Annotated in this window: 16 protein-coding genes; 10 read left to right on the forward strand and 6 right to left on the reverse strand. The window is 43.9% G+C overall.

Translation table 11 applies throughout. From position 1 onward, the window contains the following. The first annotated feature begins 266 nt into the window (after positions 1-266). The 4 genes from MJ612_RS16815 (at position 267) to MJ612_RS16830 (ending at position 8,039) form a co-directional block, all read left to right on the forward strand. On the forward strand, positions 267-4,151 hold the full coding sequence (locus MJ612_RS16815; protein WP_187031986.1) for an Ig-like domain-containing protein: 3,885 nt from the start codon (positions 267-269) through the stop codon (positions 4,149-4,151). 367 nt (positions 4,152-4,518) lie between these two features. Continuing rightward, positions 4,519-5,817, forward strand: coding sequence for a site-specific integrase (locus MJ612_RS16820; RefSeq protein WP_187031984.1), 1,299 nt, complete (start codon positions 4,519-4,521; stop codon positions 5,815-5,817). A gap of 296 nt (positions 5,818-6,113) precedes the next feature. After that, entirely contained in the window at positions 6,114-6,371 is a 258-nt protein-coding gene (locus MJ612_RS16825) for a helix-turn-helix domain-containing protein (protein WP_187031982.1), read from the forward strand. 381 nt (positions 6,372-6,752) lie between these two features. Continuing rightward, the gene (locus MJ612_RS16830) at positions 6,753-8,039 is read left to right on the forward strand and encodes a DUF3987 domain-containing protein (RefSeq protein ID WP_187031980.1); all 1,287 of its coding nucleotides are present in this window, start codon (positions 6,753-6,755) and stop codon (positions 8,037-8,039) included. Positions 8,040-8,304: 265 nt separating this feature from the next. Here MJ612_RS16830 and MJ612_RS16835 read toward each other — a convergent pair whose 3' ends face one another. Further along, positions 8,305-8,658 carry a hypothetical protein gene (locus MJ612_RS16835; RefSeq protein ID WP_187031978.1) on the reverse strand — a complete coding sequence of 118 codons (354 nt, stop codon included), beginning with the start codon at positions 8,656-8,658 and terminating at the stop codon, positions 8,305-8,307. 180 nt (positions 8,659-8,838) lie between these two features. Continuing rightward, the gene (locus MJ612_RS16840) at positions 8,839-9,255 is read right to left on the reverse strand and encodes a hypothetical protein (protein ID WP_187031976.1); all 417 of its coding nucleotides are present in this window, start codon (positions 9,253-9,255) and stop codon (positions 8,839-8,841) included. A 219-nt stretch (positions 9,256-9,474) separates the two neighbouring features. Here MJ612_RS16840 and MJ612_RS16845 point away from each other — a divergent pair, with 219 nt between their 5' ends. Beyond that, the gene (locus MJ612_RS16845; RefSeq protein ID WP_187031974.1) at positions 9,475-9,699 is read left to right on the forward strand and encodes a helix-turn-helix domain-containing protein; all 225 of its coding nucleotides are present in this window, start codon (positions 9,475-9,477) and stop codon (positions 9,697-9,699) included. Positions 9,700-9,780: 81 nt separating this feature from the next. On the opposite strand, the gene MJ612_RS16850 is transcribed toward MJ612_RS16845, so the two are convergent. The 4 genes from MJ612_RS16850 to MJ612_RS16865 form a co-directional block, all read right to left on the reverse strand. Further along, a complete protein-coding gene (locus tag MJ612_RS16850; RefSeq protein ID WP_187031972.1) occupies positions 9,781-10,089 on the reverse strand; it encodes a hypothetical protein in 309 nt (102 codons plus the stop codon). Between the two features lie 73 nt (positions 10,090-10,162). Then, entirely contained in the window at positions 10,163-10,561 is a 399-nt protein-coding gene (locus MJ612_RS16855; RefSeq protein WP_187031970.1) for an NUDIX hydrolase, read from the reverse strand. A 62-nt stretch (positions 10,562-10,623) separates the two neighbouring features. Next, complete coding sequence (locus tag MJ612_RS16860) at positions 10,624-10,830, reverse strand: hypothetical protein (RefSeq protein WP_187031968.1); 207 nt, start codon at positions 10,828-10,830, stop codon at positions 10,624-10,626. An 87-nt stretch (positions 10,831-10,917) separates the two neighbouring features. Then, positions 10,918-11,133, reverse strand: coding sequence for a hypothetical protein (locus MJ612_RS16865; RefSeq protein WP_187031966.1), 216 nt, complete (start codon positions 11,131-11,133; stop codon positions 10,918-10,920). 86 nt (positions 11,134-11,219) lie between these two features. On the opposite strand from MJ612_RS16865, the gene MJ612_RS16870 reads away from it, so the two are divergent. The 5 genes from MJ612_RS16870 (at position 11,220) to MJ612_RS16890 (ending at position 18,684) form a co-directional block, all read left to right on the forward strand. Continuing rightward, the gene (locus MJ612_RS16870) at positions 11,220-11,612 is read left to right on the forward strand and encodes a very short patch repair endonuclease (protein ID WP_250419228.1); all 393 of its coding nucleotides are present in this window, start codon (positions 11,220-11,222) and stop codon (positions 11,610-11,612) included. Next, positions 11,593-13,224, forward strand: a complete 1,632-nt coding sequence (locus MJ612_RS16875) for a DNA cytosine methyltransferase (RefSeq protein ID WP_187031962.1) — start codon at positions 11,593-11,595, stop codon at positions 13,222-13,224. The genes MJ612_RS16870 and MJ612_RS16875 overlap by 20 nt, the downstream gene beginning before the upstream one ends. A gap of 207 nt (positions 13,225-13,431) precedes the next feature. Continuing rightward, positions 13,432-14,901 (forward strand): ATP-binding protein, encoded by a 1,470-nt coding sequence (locus MJ612_RS16880; protein ID WP_187031960.1) that lies wholly within the window; start codon positions 13,432-13,434, stop codon positions 14,899-14,901. Then, positions 14,898-17,702 carry a Z1 domain-containing protein gene (locus MJ612_RS16885; RefSeq protein WP_187031959.1) on the forward strand — a complete coding sequence of 935 codons (2,805 nt, stop codon included), beginning with the start codon at positions 14,898-14,900 and terminating at the stop codon, positions 17,700-17,702. The genes MJ612_RS16880 and MJ612_RS16885 overlap by 4 nt, the downstream gene beginning before the upstream one ends. Further along, entirely contained in the window at positions 17,692-18,684 is a 993-nt protein-coding gene (locus MJ612_RS16890) for a PD-(D/E)XK motif protein (RefSeq protein ID WP_187031957.1), read from the forward strand. The genes MJ612_RS16885 and MJ612_RS16890 overlap by 11 nt, the downstream gene beginning before the upstream one ends. Position 18,685 lies beyond the last annotated feature (1 nt).

Here is an 18,685-nt window from a genome sequence, read left to right on the forward strand (position 1 = left end):
CAAGATAATATTTGCTTTAGCCTGCATTATCAATTCCTAAGCCCTCCTTTGGGGACAGAAGCAATAAGTTAGTAGTGTTGGAGCGAGAGAAGAAGTGATTTGTTTCTGTTTTATTATATACATTTTTTATGCAACAACTTTACTCCAAGGCCTCAGTCGGCCTTAGAACAAGCTTACCACATTCTGTTGAAACAGGAAGCGCAAAGCTTGGCTTACCCAACAGCAGAAAATCTGTTAAAGCAATTTCGCTACTTCTTTTCTTTGCTTTGTTTTTTTCGCTTAGGCTAGGTTACGGGCAGAGTACCTACTCCTGGCAACCAGTGGGCAAGGCAGGCATTTCTGTTGGTGCTGCCACTCATACTTCTATTGTCTTAGATGCCCAGGGCGTACCTCACATTGCTTTTTATGGTGATGCAGGTACTGGTATTGGTACACGTGGTATGGTTATGAAATACGATGGTACAAACTGGGTAGCAGTTGATATTTTCGGCTTTTCAGATGGTGTCATCAACTCAACATCATTGGCAATTGATGCCAACAGTAAACCATACATCGCTTACCAGGACTCAGATGCCGGTAAAAATAAAGCAGTAGTAAAAACCATTAGAGATGGTCGTTTCAGGCTGGTTCGTTATGATGGCTTATTCCCTAATGAAGGGACTGGTGCTTCTGCAGCAGGCGATAACCCTTCGATAGCGCTGGATAAAAGCGGGGTGCCTTATGTAGCTATCCAGGACGAACTAAATGGCAACAGGCTTACCGTGTACAAATTTATAGGTAATAGCTGGGTTATGGTTGGGGCGGCTGGCTTTTCTGCAGGTGTAGCCTACAATCCATCACTTAAATTAAATGCTAATAATGTGCCTTATGTTGCTTACCAGGATGGAGGCAGTGCAGGCAAAGTTACAGTTATGAAGTATAACGGCACTGACTGGGAAAATGTAGGTACTGCCGGCCTTTCTGATGATGTAGCTACTGAGCCTTCGCTTGCACTTGGTAGCAACGGCATGCCTTACGTGGCTTATTCTGAAGGTAGTGATAAAATGGCTACTGTCAAGAAGTTTAACGGATCGGCCTGGGAAGGAGTAGGAGCTACAAAGTTCTCTGTTAGCGGTGCCCTCACCATTTCACTAGCTTTAGATGCTGCTGGAGTTCCTTATGTGGCCTACCGCGACTTTGGGAATGGCAACGAAGCTACTTTAATGAAATTTAACGGCACTACTTGGGATGCAGTAGGCACAAGTGCTTCAGCAGGTGCGGCGTATTATACTTCTTTAACTATAGATGCTTATGGCACGCCCTATGTAGCTTTCCAGGATGGGGAAAATGGTAACAAAGCTACTGTTATGAAGTTTGTGCCAGCAGCACCTGCTATTACTGTGCAACCGGTTTCTAAAAGTGTTACAGCAGATGCCGGTGTTAACTTTTTGGTAGAGGCTACAGGCGAGGGCACGGTACGTTACCAGTGGCAGGTTAGCCAGGATGGCGGCTCCACTTATTTAAATATACAAGATGGCTTAGGTTATACAGGAGCAGCAACACCAACACTGGCTATTTCCAAAGCATCTATTTACATGAATGGCTACCAGTACCGCGTGCTGGTTAATAATGGCGCTGTTACTGTATCCAATGCATCAATTCTAACAGTAAATATGAAGGGTTATGGAAACACAAGTATATGGCAGGTAGTAGGCAAGCGTGGGTTTTCCCCGGGTTCTGTGCAGTACTCAAAAGTAGCTGTTGATGCTAGTGGCACACCATATGTTGCATTCGCAGATGCATCCCAGGGTGGTAGAGCTACGGTAATGAGATACAATGGTACAAACTGGGAACTGGTTGGTAGCGCAGGATTTTCAGGAGGAATGACACAGTACCTGATAACTAGCCAGTTGAGCTTAGCGATTGATGCCAATGGTACACCTTACATAGCCTACACTGATGGCAGTAAAAACGATAAAGCCACGGTTATGAAGTTTGACGGTACCCAGTGGGTTACTGTGGGTACGGCAGGCTTCACTCCTTGGGTAGCTACTAATCCGGTGTTAGTTATAGATGCTAATGGCACCCCTTATATAGCATTTGATGAAAGCGGTACTACGGTTATGAAGTTTAATGGCACGGCCTGGGTAACAGTAGGCAGTAATAAATTCTCTGCTAACGGGGCTGTATCAGACCTGGATATAGCTCTGGATGCTACCGGTATGCCTAATGTAGTGTTTTCAGAATATGGCAATAATGGCAGCAGGGGTAAAGTAATGAGATTTGACGGTACTAACTGGCTGACTATAGGTGAAGGAAACTTCTCAGCGGGTAAGGCGGGATATACTTCACTGGAACTAGATGCTATGGGCAGCCCTTATGTTGCTTTTGTTGATGCAACTAACGGAGATAAGGCTACTGTATTGAAGTTTGACGGTACAAATTGGGTAACAGTAGGAGCTGCCAGCATACCTGATAGCAAGGTTGCCTTCACAAACCTGAAACTAAACGCTGCTGGTGTTCCTTACCTCTCTTATAGTAACATATATGACAATAATTTTAGCCGGACTAGTGTTATCCAATTTAACGGTACATCGTGGGAATTGGTCGGTGATGCAGCTATATTAAATAATTCTGTAAGTGATTTTAATATAAGTGGTGCAGGTATACCATACGTTGTTTATTATGATGGTGACAATAGTGGGAAAGCTACAGTTCTAAGCTTTTCTCCGAATGCTATGCCTACCGACATTGCACTTGTAACCTCAATAATAAACGAGAACGTGGGCAACTATACCATAGTTAGTGGTTTTACTACAACTGATGCCGATGCCAATGACACGCACACTTATACTTTGGTTTCCGGTGAGGGGTCTGAAGACAATGGCAACTTTACAATCAGTAACAATTCTCTAATGATCTTGCTGTCGCCGGACTACGAAATCAAGAGCTCTTACAAAATCAGGGTAAGAACCAGCGACGGGAAGCTTAATGGTTCTTTTGAAAAAGCTTTAGTGCTGCAGGTAAATGACCTGGATGAGATTGCTCCTGCTAACTATACAGTAGCCTTTAACCAAGACTTGATCACCTATAATAATAAGAGTGCTGCCTCTGTAACTGTAACAGGTGCAGAAGTAGGAGCTACTTATAACTATTCTATAACCAGCTCTGGAGGAGGAACTCTGGTAACAGGTACCGGCGAAGTAACAGCTGCTACCTTTAATGTTAATGATATCGACGTTACTCCTTTAGCAGATGGTGAGTTAACTATAGCGCTAAAACTGACGGATACAGCTAAGAATACAGGGGCTGATGCCACAGCACAAACGAAGAAGAATACCCGCTACGTAATTGGCGCCGCCCGACCATCGTATGTGAAGGTGCCTTACCTGACTACATTTGCCCAGTTAGGTAGCAGCTTACCAGCTACCGTAGAGGCTACGTATCTGGATGGTAGAAAAGAACCTCTTCCTGTTACCTGGGATGGTGCTACTTATAAGGGCACTGAAGCCGGCGTTTACGAGCTTATTGGAACGCTAACTTTAGCTGAAGGAACTATAAACCCGGATAATGTAACTACTTACATTATAGTAGAAGTGGAGCAAAGTAAAGCGCCTACTGCTATTGCGTTAAGCAAAAATGCACTGGAAGAGAACAATGTAATAGGTACCGTTATAGGTGTGTTATCAACCACAGACCCTGATGCTGGTGATACACATACTTTTAAACTGGTAGATGGCGATGGAGATACAGACAATGCGCTCTTCACGATTGAAGGTAATGAGCTGAAGGCAGCACAGGTATTTGATTTTGAAACGAAGAGTAGCTTTAGTATTCGTATTCAGACAAAGGACAGCGGTGGCTTAACTCATGAAACAGCTAAAGTTATCACAGTAAATGATGTGTACGAAGCACCTACAGGTATAGCAGATGAGCATTATACAGGATTGAAAGTTTATCCTAACCCAGCCAGCCAGTACCTGGTCGTAAGTTCAGATAAAGTTATCGAATCTGTCAGCTTAGTGAACAGCCAGGGCAGAGTGGTACTTAAAAGTGCAAACAGAAGCGTGCAGGTGCAGCTAAATACTGAATCTTATACGCCTGGGGTATACACAGTACTTGTTGCCTCGCAAGGCAAAATCTATAGTCGCCGTATAGTTATAGTTAGATAACTATAAATTATAGTCGACTCTCTTTAACAGAAGGGTATGTTCGGGGTGATACAATCTCCCGGGCATACCTTTTCTGTTTTAGAACAGCTATAGTTTGAGTATACAGACTTCGGGAATGATGAATAGAAAGGTATAAAAACAAAAAAGCCACTCATTGCTGAGTGGCTTTTGCTCCCCCTCCTGGGCTCGAACCAGGGACCCCCTGATTAACAGTCACAGGTGTGATTTGTCACTTATTATCAGATGCTTTTCTATTTGCTGATAAACAGGCTTTTACAGAAAGAGGTTTGACATGTTTTTTCCTTTATTAATAGGTCTTATCATGATTTGTATGCAAATTGTATGCAAATATTAGCAGTAAAATTGCATGCAGGACGCATCCACCAATATAATTATCGATACCAGAAGGGCGCTGAAAGACGGAACTTTTCCTGTAAAACTGCGTGTCACATACCAGCGGAAGCAGAAGTACTACCCCACAGGCATTAACCTGACCATTGAGGATTTCGAGAAGATGAACTCCAGCCGTCCCGGACGGGAGTTCAAGGGTGTCAAGCTGAAGCTCGAGGCACAGGAACAGGAAGCTGCTCAAATTATCTCCAAGCTCCAAAGCTTCTCATTTGAGGATTTTGAGAAACGCATCCAGCGGGACGGACTGCCCAACGAAGTGTTTTCCGCATTTGACGAAGCCATCGCGAGATTCCGAAAGGCAGGGAGATCAGCCACGGCTGATAACTACATGAGTGCGCGCAATTCGCTCCGGGGATTTGTCAGCGGTAAGGCTTATGCATCGCGGAAGGGAAAGACGAAAACAGAAATAAAGGCACTGCTGCAGGAAGAGGAAGAGAACACGCTTCCGCTGCCTTTTTCCCGCGTCACGCCCGGCTTTCTTGAGAATTATGAGGAATGGATGTCACGTGAAGGACGCTCCGCTACCACCGTGGGTATCTATCTGCGTCCGCTCCGTGCGTTGTTCAACGAAGCCATTGCTTCCGGCGATGTGTCACAAGAGCAATATCCTTTTGGGAAACGAAAGTACCAGATCCCTGCCGGGGTGAATGTGAAGAAAGCGCTTGGGCTAGGGGACATACAGAAGATCTTTGATTATGTTCCTGTAACGGAGAGTGAGGCAAGGGGAAGGGACATGTGGATGTTCTCTTACTTGTGCAGCGGGATGAACGTAAAGGATATGGCAAGGCTCAAATATAGTCAGCTGACTGATGGCTCCATTACTTTCATCCGCTCTAAAACAACGCGTTCCACCCGGCATAGGCAAAAGTCTATCACAGTGCCGCTGATGCCGGACGCGGTAGAAATCATTGCCAGATGGGGGAAAAAGCCGGTTGTCCCTGAGTCTTATATCTTTCCTGTCCTTACCGCAGGCTTATCCCCAGAGGAGGAATTGGCCAAAGTGAAGCAGGCGACCAAGACCATCAACAAATACATCAAGCGGATAGCTGCCGCGCTAGGAATTGAAAAGGATGTTACCACCTACACGGCCAGGCATTCCTTCTCTACGGTGCTGAAACGTTCAGGTGTGTCTACCGCGTTTATCTCCGAGGCGCTGGGGCACTCCAGCGAAAAGACCACCCAGCATTATCTCGACAGCTTTGAAGATGAAACAAAGCGTCAGCACCTGACAAATCTGACTGCTTTTAAGAAGTGACCAGCAGGATCATATCCTCCCGGAGTAGCGGTTCTGCGGTTGACTTCTCCAGAGCAGAAGTTGCCATATAGCTTGCTGTTGAAGCATTTGCGGTTTGATTCATGTATTTAGTTGTAATCACCAAGTTACGGATAGAGGTGGCTGGTGCTAGACTGGTATGCTTACGGTTTAAAAATTGATTTATTATATTTGCAGCACATTCGGGCAAATACTAATAAACCGCTACGTGTTTGCCGCCAAACCTTCAATAAGTAACGAGCAGGTAAAAAGCAGAAAGGATTTTGCCTTTAATACTAATGCTTAATTTCAATGAAGTGCTCGAAAAGCTCAACCGTCTTGAGCAGATGCTTGCCACTCAAACCGCCCAGACTAAACCTGTACTGAATTTCAAAGATGCCTGTGAATACATGGGCGTCAGCAGCAGCTTTCTTTACAAGCTGACAGGCTCAAGGGCCATCCCGCACTTCTGTCCCAACGGCAAGATGCTGTTTTTCAAAAGAGAAGATCTGGATGCCTGGATGCTGCGCAATCCGCAGAGCATAAGAAAAACTTGAAGTGCGTTATGGTCTGGACTTCCGCAGAAACAAGGGTTTGAAAAATATTTCCAAATCCCGGAAACGATTACGCAGGAAACTTCCTTATTGTCCGTGTAGCGATACTTGTTTCGATGTACAGGCAAAATATCCACTGCTAACTGGATTTGCCGCCCACCTAAAAAGTAAAAGCAGAGAGTACCTTTTTTTAGAATTTTCATCAAATTAAAATGAAAATCAACAACAACCTCAAAGGAAAGCAACAAACTATCAAGCTATCCCTTTATGACAAAAATTTTAAGAATACATGCCTGATCCCGGGCGGGCGCACAGCATCAAAAACGGGAAACATTATTGAGAACGAATCTCTGATCAGATTCAGCCAGAAAGGAGGTATCAGCCATGTCTAGGTCCTTCTTTAAAAAGCTTAACCAGGAAGCACAGTTGAACAAGCTGCCTTTTATTCCATCGGAACTTTACAGCCAGCTTCCTTCCCTTCTTCAACAAGGAATCGGAAGGTTTGAGGCGGAGAGAGAAAAAGATGTATACTTTATAGGTGCACTCACTGTGCTGAGCGGATGTCTTCAGGGAGTGCATGGTATATATGATCAGAAAAAGGTATTCCCGAACCTGTATAGCTTCATATCGGCACCGGCAGCCAGCGGGAAAGGGGTAATGGCTTATGCCAAAATATTGGGAAAGGCTTGGGCGAAACACCTGAATAGCGGGTCTGACAAAGACGGAAAACAAAAGCATTTCTTCCTGCCTGCAAACTCCAGCTCTGCCGCTATCGTGGACAATCTGAACCACACAGGCGGAATAGGTGTGATTTTCGAAACTGAAGCTGATACTTTGGCGAATTCCTTCAAGAACGACTGGGGGAACTTTAGTGATGCGCTCAGGAACGGGTTTCATCATGAGCCCATCACTTCCTGTCGCAAAGGAGAGAGCGGGTTTGTGGCCATCGATACTCCGCGCATTTCTGTCGGGATTTCAGGCACACCTGGACAGCTGCTTTCCATCTTTCCATCTGCGGAGAACGGACTCTATAGCAGATTTACGAATTATACATTTCCTTATACACCGGAATGGCGCGATGTGTCACCAAAGGAAGGTGGGGTCAGCCATACAGATTTCTTTAATGAGCAATCCGAGAAAGTGCTGGAAATGGTGTTGTTTTCGATTGCTAACCCCAGTGAATTTACTTTAAGTAAAGCGCAATGGAAGACGTTTAATGACTATTTCAGAAGGCAGCAGGCGGACACCTTCAGAAGGTTAGGGCTTGGAGCGGTGTGCATCACAAGACGGCTTGCGCTGATGATCTACAGGATTGCCATGATCATCTCGGCGGTACGCAGGTTTGAAAGCAAGAGTACAGACGCTCCTCTTGCCTGCAACGAGCAGGACTTTAATATAGCCATGTCTTTGGCCGGTATTCTGCACAGGCACTCCGAATACATTTATTCCCTGCTACCGAATACAGAATATACTTCAGAAGATGTTGCCATGCGTAACTTCTACGATGGCCTGCCACCGGAATTCTCAAGGGCGGAAGCCATAGAGGTGGCCAAGGGGTTAAAGCTTAGTACTAGGTGCGGTGACGGCTATCTGAAAGTACTTACGGAAGAAGGTATCTTTGAAAAGGAAAAACAAGGGAATTATAGAAAGATAGAACTAATTACCGCCTGATCCCCGGCAAACTATGCAAAGCTGCAAAACGGCATGGGAGAAACCTGTTGCAGTTTCGTACGTTTTGCAGGGCTAGCTGAATAAAAACTACAGGGCAGGAGTATGGTCTCACATACTCTTGCCCTTTTATTTTCTGCCTTATACCCTTTAACAGGGTTATCAAAGCACCTTCTGATTTAAATATCTTTCCGAGACTAACAGGGCACAAGCTGTCTTTCAGCTTTTGCAGCTTTGCATGTTTTGCAAGGTGCCGTTCAATCATACCCTAACCCGGGCTCCATACCATGTCGTATTTCCAGTAGTATGCCTTGCCCTCTTTGTCAAAGAACCACAAGTACGTATGAGTGGTTGTCATTCTGCCACCCCGTACTACGGCACTCTTCACGTCTTCAAACTTCACAATTTCCCCTCCTTCTCCGTCAGGAACAACAGCAGCCGGCATGCCCCATGTCATGAGCAGGTCTTTTTTGGTAAAACCCAAGAACTGGTTCATCATCAGATCCATCTCATCCTGCCCTCCTTGCCTGGAGTTTTTAGATTTGTTTTCATACTGCTGGGCAAAGGCGGAGCAGGACAACAGCATGAACAGGGCTGTCAGGTATAGGTAGCGCTTTGTCATAATGTTATTTATTGAATGTTTCACCGCGTATAAGCGTTTGATTGTTTTATCCTGCTTGGCTTAAGTTGTCGCCTATAATCCTATTGTTACGATAACAGTATAGAGCTCGCTTTTACCTGCGGGATCGTTCTTTATATCCTTCGATGTCCGCATATTGGCTCCAATTGACATATTTGTTCATTATAGGATAGGGTCATGAATTATTACAAGGAATTTGTCTTTTTCAATTTCCAGCGTCATTTTAGTTTTCATGTCTTTCGTAATCCAGACATTATCACCCTGATGGTAGTCCTCCTCATTTAATTTGATGATCATTGCCGAAAGGTTTTCTTTAGGCATAATCCGGATAAAGCGAACGCATACGTCCTCAGCCATTATAAAATAGAGAAGGAAGAAAGGATCTTCAATGTGTCTGTACCCCAGCCTTACACTGTTGTTGCCCGTAACCTCTTCATTTCTGAACTCCCATTTATCCCCATAATAGTTTGCCATGTTTGACCTTATTTCCCTGCTGGAGGATCCGATCATGTTCTGGGCTGTGACATCAGAAAGTATAAAGCAGCAAAAGAAAAGGAGTAAAATAAGTTTTTTCATCATTGTCAGGTTTTAGATACAGAAATAGATTATAAGACCTCTTGACTTGGGAGTTGCAGGAGCCAGACCATTAATTTAAAGCTGGAGCCAAGCAAATCAGATGGTTATCATGACCTATATAGGACAAGTGTTTAAAACTACATATATAATTTTATATGTACAATTTATGGTGTATAAGCATATGGTGTAACACTAGGAGTGTATAAGTCTCAACTTTCGCATATGAAAAGCGAAGAAGAGCTGCTAAAGGCAATCGGGGACAGGCTAAAGGAAGTCAGGGTGCAGAAGGGGTATACTAGCTACGAGGACTTTGCTTTGGAACATGGTTTGGGCAGGATGCAGTACTGGCGTATGGAAAAAGGCGTGAACCTTACCATGAAGTCCCTGATCCGGGTGCTGACTATACACGAAATGTCGTTACAGGAGTTTTTTTCAAAAGGATTCTGATCAGCAGAACCAATTTTTAGCTGCATGAGGCAGCATTAGTTGACTTTCTAACTAAGAATTAAGCTGTGAAGGGTTGAACAGCTACTCAATTCCAAAAAATGTGTCCTGTGGAGGGTAAATGGTCAGGCGAATCAGGTTGGTATCAACTACCTCAGCAGATGTTCTGGAGAACCTGATCTTAGCTTTTTCGAGCACTTCAGCAGCTATATACTGCTTTTTATTCACAAAGGTATAGCCAGCTTCCCTAGCATCAGGATTTATGCCTTTAAATTCAATGTCAATGACTACATGGCTCCCATCACTGACTTCCAGCCCGGCGAACTTCAGGTTCTCCATCCTGTTGACAATTTTAATAATCTTTTCAGGGTTAATGTAATAAGTTTGCTCCATTTTCAAAGGGTATGATTTTTCCTTAATCATTTTCAGCCATCTGGCCAGTTCTTTAATCCGGTCAGTCAGCAAATCATTGTATCTGCTTTCTTTCCTTCAGCCAGTCGAAAATGAGCTGATCCACGGGAGAAACAAGGCTCCTATCCCTGTAGGTCAGCCAGATTACTTCTTCTATTTCTCCTGAAGGACTGATCGTTCCCTTGTAACTACTTTTATAACATGTCATCTTTACCTGAATGCCTTCTGCATGGCTGTCTGCCTGTGCCTGAAACACACCTGCAAATCTTACAGTATCTTCGATCAGCTCTATGTTCAGTTCTTCCTTGATCTCTCTTGCAAGCGCCTCCATATCGCTCTCTCCGGATTCACGCTTTCCTCCAGGTATATAATACTTTGTCCTACCTCTGCTTCTGGTACTGAGTATCTTTTCATCCTTTATCTCCAGCCAGGCCAGCTTATCTATAACCTTCATTTCTTATTGTTATAACAGCACTCAGAGTCTGCGTAAGCTCGCTGAAGCTTAGTAAAACCTTTCTATCTGGTTCTTGTAACAGTGTGATTCCCATAGGTAACATCAAACTGCTCCCCGACTTCCAAGACTGCTATTGCTTCAATCTCTTCAGGGTCGTAACCATTATCATCTGAAAAGAAATCTTCAGATACTTCTTCGGTTTTAGGCTCGTAGGAGTTCATGGCATGCTCGTCCCACGCACCCCATTTGCATAAAAATATTTTACTCATACTTATGATCTGGTTAAAAATGAATATGGAATCCGGTAAACGGTATTACTTTATTGATTACTATTATATAAGTTGTAAGTAACATCTTTAAAAGTTGTCGTCAAAATACTCTTCCCCATTGATAAAGAACCTGAGCTGCTGGCCTCTGACAGTCATTTTAAAAGTAGCACAGGCCATAACATAGGCACTTCTTACAGAAGTGGTTTCTATCGTCAGCTTCTCATATTCAAATGGAGAAATCTCGCCGGTCAGAGGATTGGAGCCTGGTTCCCTGATAATCTCAACTTTGTATTCGTTGATCATCGTTCTTCGTTAAAGACACTAAATTAGTCAATTTAGATTCAGAACCTATGGCAGATGTACATTCTAAGGCTACAAGAAGCTATAACATGTCCAGGATCAAAGGCAAGGATACTAAACCGGAAATGGTAGTGCGGAAGTTTCTCCATGCAAAAGGATTACGGTACAGGCTTCATGATAAAAAGCTTCCTGGTAAACCGGATGTTGTTCTGCCCAAATATAAAACCATAGTCAACATACATGGCTGCTTCTGGCACGGGCATGAAGGCTGCAGATACTATGTTATTCCCAAAACCCGTACGGAATGGTGGCAGCATAAAATTAACAGGAACAGGGAACTGGATCAGCAAAATCTTTCCAAATTAATCCAGGAAGGATGGAAAGTTTTAACGATATTTGAATGTGAGTTAAAGCCGAAAGTTAGGGCTGGTACTTTGGATCGTCTATTAGAACAAATCAGGTTTGAAAATTCCGGTAATTGATATTTTCGCAGGTCCAGGCGGGCTTGGTGAAGGGTTTAGTGCGTTATTAAATGCTGAAGGTACAAGGGCATTCGACATAGCCTTGTCAGTGGAGAAGGAAGAAGCTGCACATCAGACATTAACCTTAAGAAGTTTCTTCAGGCAGTTTGAGCCTGGTACTGTCCCTGAAGATTATTATAGTTTCGTTAAAGGTGAAATCACTATACAGGAGCTCTACAGGAGATGGCCGCAGCAGGCTTCCCTGGCAAAAGAGGAGGCATGGCTGGCTACACTTGGGGATGGCGAAGATGCTGTGCCTTTTGAAGAAGTAGACTCCAGAATCAAAAACGCGTTAAAAGGGCATAAAAACTGGCTTCTGATTGGGGGGCCTCCGTGTCAGGCCTACTCCATTGTGGGGCGTTCCAGAAGAAAAGACAGCATACTGGATGAAGAGAAGGATGTCCGGGTAGGGCTTTACCGGCAGTACCTGAGGATTCTGGCTGTACATAACCCTGCTGTTTTTGTGATGGAGAATGTAAAAGGGTTGCTTTCAGCAAAAACGAAGGAAAGCTCTGTTTTTACCAAAATTCTTAATGATCTGTCAGATCCGGTAAAAATCTTCCCGCAAACCGGCACGGCTTCCCCTGACTCATCTGTATGCCCGGGGTACCGGATATATTCTCTGGTGGAGGAGCCGGCAAGCTATGATCTGAACTACAACCCTGTTTATAATCAGAAAAATTTTGTCATTCAGGCTGAAAAATACGGTATACCCCAAACCAGACACCGGGTTATTCTTTTAGGGGTCAGAAAGGACATTAACTTTTACCCCGGAACTCTGAAGAAGGTGGATGAAGTGGCAATAGCGCAGGTTCTGCATGATCTGCCCGGTTTACGAAGTGGCTTGTCAAAGCAAAAGGATAACCTTGAGGCTTGGAGAACAGCCATCAGTGGTGTGAATCTGGAATCAGTATTTCCAAATGCAGAAAGTTGTCTAATTGATGAAATTAAGTATCAGGTAAAGAAAATCAGGGAAGCTGTTGCCGAAACCGGTACAGAATTTCTTCTTTGTGACAAAGCTGAGATCGGATATGAAAAAGAATGGTTCACTGACTCCAGGATTGGGGGAGTATGCAACCATTCAGCCAGAGGGCATATGAACAGTGACCTACTGAGATACCTGTTTGTCTCCAGTTTTGCCAGAGTATACCAGAGATCACCTAAGCTGGAGGATTTTCCTGTTGAGTTGCTTCCGGCGCATAAGAATGTAAAGGAGGGTATTGACGATAAAAAGTTTGCAGACAGATTCCGGGTACAGCTCTGGGATAAACCATCCAAGACAATTACCAGTCATATCTCCAAAGATGGCCATTACTATATTCATCCTGATCCGGTACAGTGCAGAAGCCTGACTGTGCGGGAAGCCGCGCGCATTCAGACTTTTCCAGATAATTATTTTTTCTGCGGTCCGAGAACTTCTCAGTTTATACAGGTCGGCAATGCGGTTCCGCCACTGCTTGCGAATAAAATTGCACGCCTTGTTTTGCCTGTTTTCAGTAAGCTGGAGAATGAGACAGCACTAAGCACCGGTTCAGATCCGGCAGTTACTTTAAGGGAAACGGTTGGAGTATAGCACGCTACACCCTTGGCGTAAAACATAGGGATAATAAAATTTTTGTTAGTATCCACTTTAAACTCATAATTTTTATATATTAGCAGAGCCTAGGACTTGAAGACATGCGGGTAGTACTGTTATAGCCCTACAGGCGCTTTTGGCTGCATTAATGCAAGCCAGTAGCTTGTCTTAAGCCGTAACACAGAACAAACTTACATTTCTTCAATGCTTGATTATTCTCAGATTGAGACAACACCTGCGGAGCCTGAAGCAGGGTCGATGATAGAGACCTTTCGTGCGATTGGTTACAATCTCGAAACAGCTATTGCCGATATCATCGACAACTCTATTTCTGCCGGCGCTAAAAATGTCTGGATAGATTTTGAATGGAAAGGTACTTCTACCTGGATTGCGATCAGGGATGATGGCAGCGGTATGAACAGTGAGGAGTTAATCAGGGCAATGCGCCCGGGCTCCAGAAACCCGAATGAAACACGTAGCATTCATGATCTTGGCCGTTTCGGCCTAGGACTTAAAACAGCGTCCTTTTCTCAGTGCAGGAATTTGTGCGTTATTTCTAAAAAGAAGGACTCTTGCCCTGTTTACTGGACTTGGGATTTAGATTTCGTAAACCGCTCTGGAAAATGGAATTTAATTAAGTACCTGCCGGATCCATTGTTCGAACTTCAGTTAAAGGATCAGGAATCAGGTACAATTGTTCTGTGGAATGATATTGACAGACTGGTAGCAGGGCTGACCGAAGATAATAAGGCTTCTTTAGAAAAGTTTCTAAACAGGATGGATCAGGTTAAATATCACCTGGCCATGACCTTTCACCGCTATATCGGAAATAATAAAATCAGGCTTTGGTTCCAGGGCCGCGAAGTAAAGGCATGGGATCCTTTTCTGATAAATGAGTCTGCGACACAAAAATTTCCTGAAGAGCCCCTTCAGGGAGCTAAAGTAAAGCTCCGGGGGTATGTACTTCCTCATAAATCCAAACTAACGGAAATCAGTTTTAAAGAAGCAGAAGGCCCTAATGGCTGGAACGCTCATCAGGGCTTTTATATCTACCGGAATGAGCGTCTTCTCCTGGCAGGTGACTGGCTGGGGATGTTCCGGAAGGAAGAGCATTTTAAGTTAGCCAGAATCATGATAGACCTGCCAAACAACCTGGATGAAGACTGGCAGATTGATATCAAAAAGTCTGTGGCAAGACCTCCGTTAAATTTGAGGGAACTGCTGAAAGCTTACGCCAGCAAAGTGCGATCTCAGGCTGTAGAGGTGTACCGTCATAAGGGCAAAGTGCTGCAACGCAAGTATGCTTCATTAGAGTTTCATGCGGTCTGGCTTGAAAAAGTCAGGCATGGCAAGAGGTTTTATCACATCAACCGGGATCATCCCCTTATCAAAGATCTCATGCAGCACCCGCAGGTTAATCCGGCAGCTGTTAATGATATTTTAAGACTTGTGGAAGAAACTGTTCCGGTGCCTCTTATTACTATCAAGGAAAGTGAGCATCCGGAGCAGCAGGGGCAGCCATACGAAAACACAGACATTAAGCCATTGATAAGAAAGGCAGGCGAATTATATAGTATCCTGACCACGCAGGGCAAGCCCAGAGAAGAGGCTATCGCAGTTTTACTGACAATCGAACCATTTAACCTATATCCGGAATACATTCAGACGCTATGATTAAGGAAGCTACACAGATTGCCATAAAATTACTCAACCAGCGGGGGTTTATCACACATGCTCCGCAGGCAGATATAGACAACGCTGTTAGGGATGCTGTTAAAATTTTCTCAGGTGTTGATGTAAATACCCTGACCAAAAGTATTGAGGAAAAATTCTACATCTGGCAGGATGACTTTACATCAATCGACCGGAAAAAAACACCCTGGCTTCTGGATAAGAAAGCAGGTATCACTTGGTCTTTCTGGAACAGGTATGAAGAATATCTGAGAGAAGAAAAAAACATTCCTGCAAATGTAATAGGGCAGGTGCATAAATTAACAGATGCAACACTGGATAAACTGTTTGATCCGACAAAGAACAGGCCTATGGATAAACGAGGGCTGGTTGTCGGGCAGGTACAGTCAGGTAAAACATCTAATTATACGGGCCTGATCTGTAAAGCAGCTGATGCCGGTTTTAAGTTTATAATTGTACTGGCCGGTATACACAATAACCTGAGAAGTCAGACCCAGCTTCGTCTGGATGAGGGTTTTCTTGGATTTGACACGCAGCATCAGCGGGCATTTAACCAGAATAACCTTTGGATAGGCGTAGGACAGATAAATCAGGGGATAGTAGCACATTCTCTTACTTCCAGTCAGGAAAAAGGGGACTTTACTGCCGGAGCAGCAAATTCGCTGGGACTTAACTTCAATACAAATGAACCTATCGTCGTTGTAGTTAAAAAAAACACCAAAGTCCTTGAGCGGCTTCTGCAGTGGTTAAACGCACAGTCCATTGAGCTGGAAGATGGTACAAAAGTCATCCGGAACAAATCTCTTCTGCTTATTGATGATGAGGCTGATAATGCGTCTATCAATACTAACCGGGATAACGATCCTTCAACAAGAATCAATGGTCTCATCCGTAATATCCTTCGCCTTTTTGAGCGTAGCGGCTATGTCGGGTATACGGCTACTCCGTTTGCCAATATTTTTATTCCTATTACTGAGGATGACCTTTTTCCAAGAGATTTTATTATCAATCTTCCTGCGCCTTCCAATTATATTGGTCCGGATAAGGTATTTGGCTTCCGCCCGGTAGAAGATGATGAAGTTTCCAATTCGGTGTTACCTGTAGTAAACAGGATAAGTGACTACTTTTCATTTCTGCCAGACCGGCACAAGAAGTCGGATCTTCCTGACTGGCGTAGCAAGGAAGATGTTCCGGAAGATATCATAGAAGACTTTTATAACAGGGTTCCTGATTCTCTGGTAGAAGCAATCAAGTCTTTTATCATCACCTGTAGTATCAGGCGACTACGCGGACAGGCCATGGCTCATAATTCTATGTTGGTCCATATCTCCAGATTTCAAAACTGGCAGAAACTCATCGCAAGAATTACAGAAAAGGTTTTTGACTTCTACCGCAAAGGAATAGAAATGAATATTCCCAGCGTGATTGAAGAGTTAAGAGCAACGTTTGAAATAGATAATGCAGAACAGAAGTCTTTTAAAACCAGATCTGAACAGATACTGAGCACAGAACTTAGCTCAGTAGACCCTTTCATACAGGTGCATGCGTGGGAAGACGTTCTGGAGCATTTGCATGAAGCAGCAACTAAAATTGTTGTAAGAGAAATCAACGGGGGATCAGCAGATACATTAAACTATTTTGATCACCCTAACGGACTTTCTGTAATTGCAATTGGCGGAGATAAACTTTCCCGTGGGTTAACGCTGGAAGGACTCTCAGTGAGCTATTATCTGCGTGCTTCCAGAATGTACGATACTCTGATGCAAATGGGGCGCTGGTTCGGCTACAGGCCAGGCTACGTGGATTTATGCCGTCTTTATACAAGCAGAGAGCTAAATGAGTGGTTCTGCCATATTACCCTTGCCTCGGAAGAGCTGCGCAATGAGTTCGATTACATGTCAGATGTAGCCGGAAGCACACCTGAAAAATTCGCCCTTAAGGTACGTACACACCCCGGAGTACTTCAGATATCGGCTTCCAACAAAATAAGAAGAGCTGTAACAGTAGATATATCATGGGCAGGACGTCTTGTGGAATCGTATGAATTTCAGAAAGACCCTGACGTTATTAACTCGAACCTGAAAGCAGCAGAAGCCTTTATTGGGTTATTACCAAGCAACCCTATAACTAAAGGAAGTAATTCACTCTGGTATGATGTAGATGCGCAGAAGATAAAGTCTCTTCTACAGAAATTTAAATTGTCCGAGAACCTGAAAGCCGCAGATCCGGTAAACCTGCTTCGCTTCATTGATGCTCAGTTGTCAAACGGGGAACTAACCAACTGGCGAGTTGCACTAATGTCAAAAAACAAAGCTGACAAGATGCATACTATAAATAAGGAAGGATTTAGATTAGATGTGGGGCTGTACTCTAGGAAACAGGATGACAGAATCAACTCTGTTGATACATATTACATCATGCGATCCCACATTATAAGCCCTAATCATGAGTTTATCGACTTATCTGAAACAGAAAAGGCATTAGCGATGGAAAGAACTATTCAGTTCTGGCGAGAAAAAGGAAGAAAGGGTGAACCTACTTACATTAGCGGGGAAATAGTAAGAAATGAATTCCGTGACCCACGGAACCCATTGCTGCTTCTATATTTCCTGGATCCGAAAGAAGCGGGTCTGGCTCCAGATTCAGATCCGATAGTTGGCTATGCTATCAGCTTTCCCGGTAGCAGGTTCAATGCTTATGTAAACTATGCCATCCATGAGCAGCTGCTTCCTTTATTTAACATAGATGATAATTTCGAGGAGATGCAGTACGATGAGGATTAATCAACTTTGGGCCGAGCTGGCAAAAGTCAGCAGCTTTACTTCAGGGCTCATGATGAGAAGATATTCCAGTACGGTTCTCCCGGATGTATATGTCGGATTAAGGGCTCCGGAAAAGCACAGATGTCTGGTGATCAAACTTTCTCATGCTTATACGCCGGATACAAAGCCTTTTAATAATCTGAAAGATATCTCATTTGAAATCGTACCAGATGAGCAGAGTCAGGGTAAAAATATGTTGCTTATCCTGTTGCTGAATAACGAACACAGGGATGTTTTTTCTACATTATGTGAAGACTTGATTCAGGAAATCCGCAATGTCGGGGAGGAACGGGCCTTGGTAAGGAAACTTACGAACAGGTATGAGAAGTGGAAAGCTCTTTTTGATAAGGCTAAGTCCACCGGATTAAACGCAGAACAGCAGCAGGGATTATATGGGGAGCTCTTCTTTCTCCGCAAATGGATTAGCTATGCCCCAGACAGACAGAAATGCATCCGAGCATGGCTGGGGCCTGAAAAAGCAGTCAGAGATTTTCAGGATGGAAGCTGGGCAGTAGAAGTTAAAACAACAAGAGGGAATAACCATCAGCTGATTACCATAAACAGTGAAAGGCAGCTTGATACAACGGGGCTGGATCAACTGTACCTGTTTCATCTTTCTCTTGATGTGAGACAGTCTTCCGGGGAAAGTCTGAATGATATGGTTGAATCTGTTGCAGCTGCATTAAGGGATGATGTAATAGCCTATCATCTTTTTCAGGTCAAGCTACTGGAAGCTGGATACTTTGCAGTACATCAGCCATTATATTCATCAACAGGTTACCATATCCGGGAAGATAACATCTACCACATAAGGGATGAATTTCCGAGAATAGAAGAACATGATATAAGAAAAGGAGTCGGTGGAGTGAAATACACTATTTCGATATCAGACCACACGTCCTATATAGCAGATGAGAATTTAGTAATACAGCACCTGAACTAGC

Source organism: Pontibacter deserti (assembly GCF_023630255.1).
GTDB classification, from domain to species: domain Bacteria; phylum Bacteroidota; class Bacteroidia; order Cytophagales; family Hymenobacteraceae; genus Pontibacter; species Pontibacter deserti.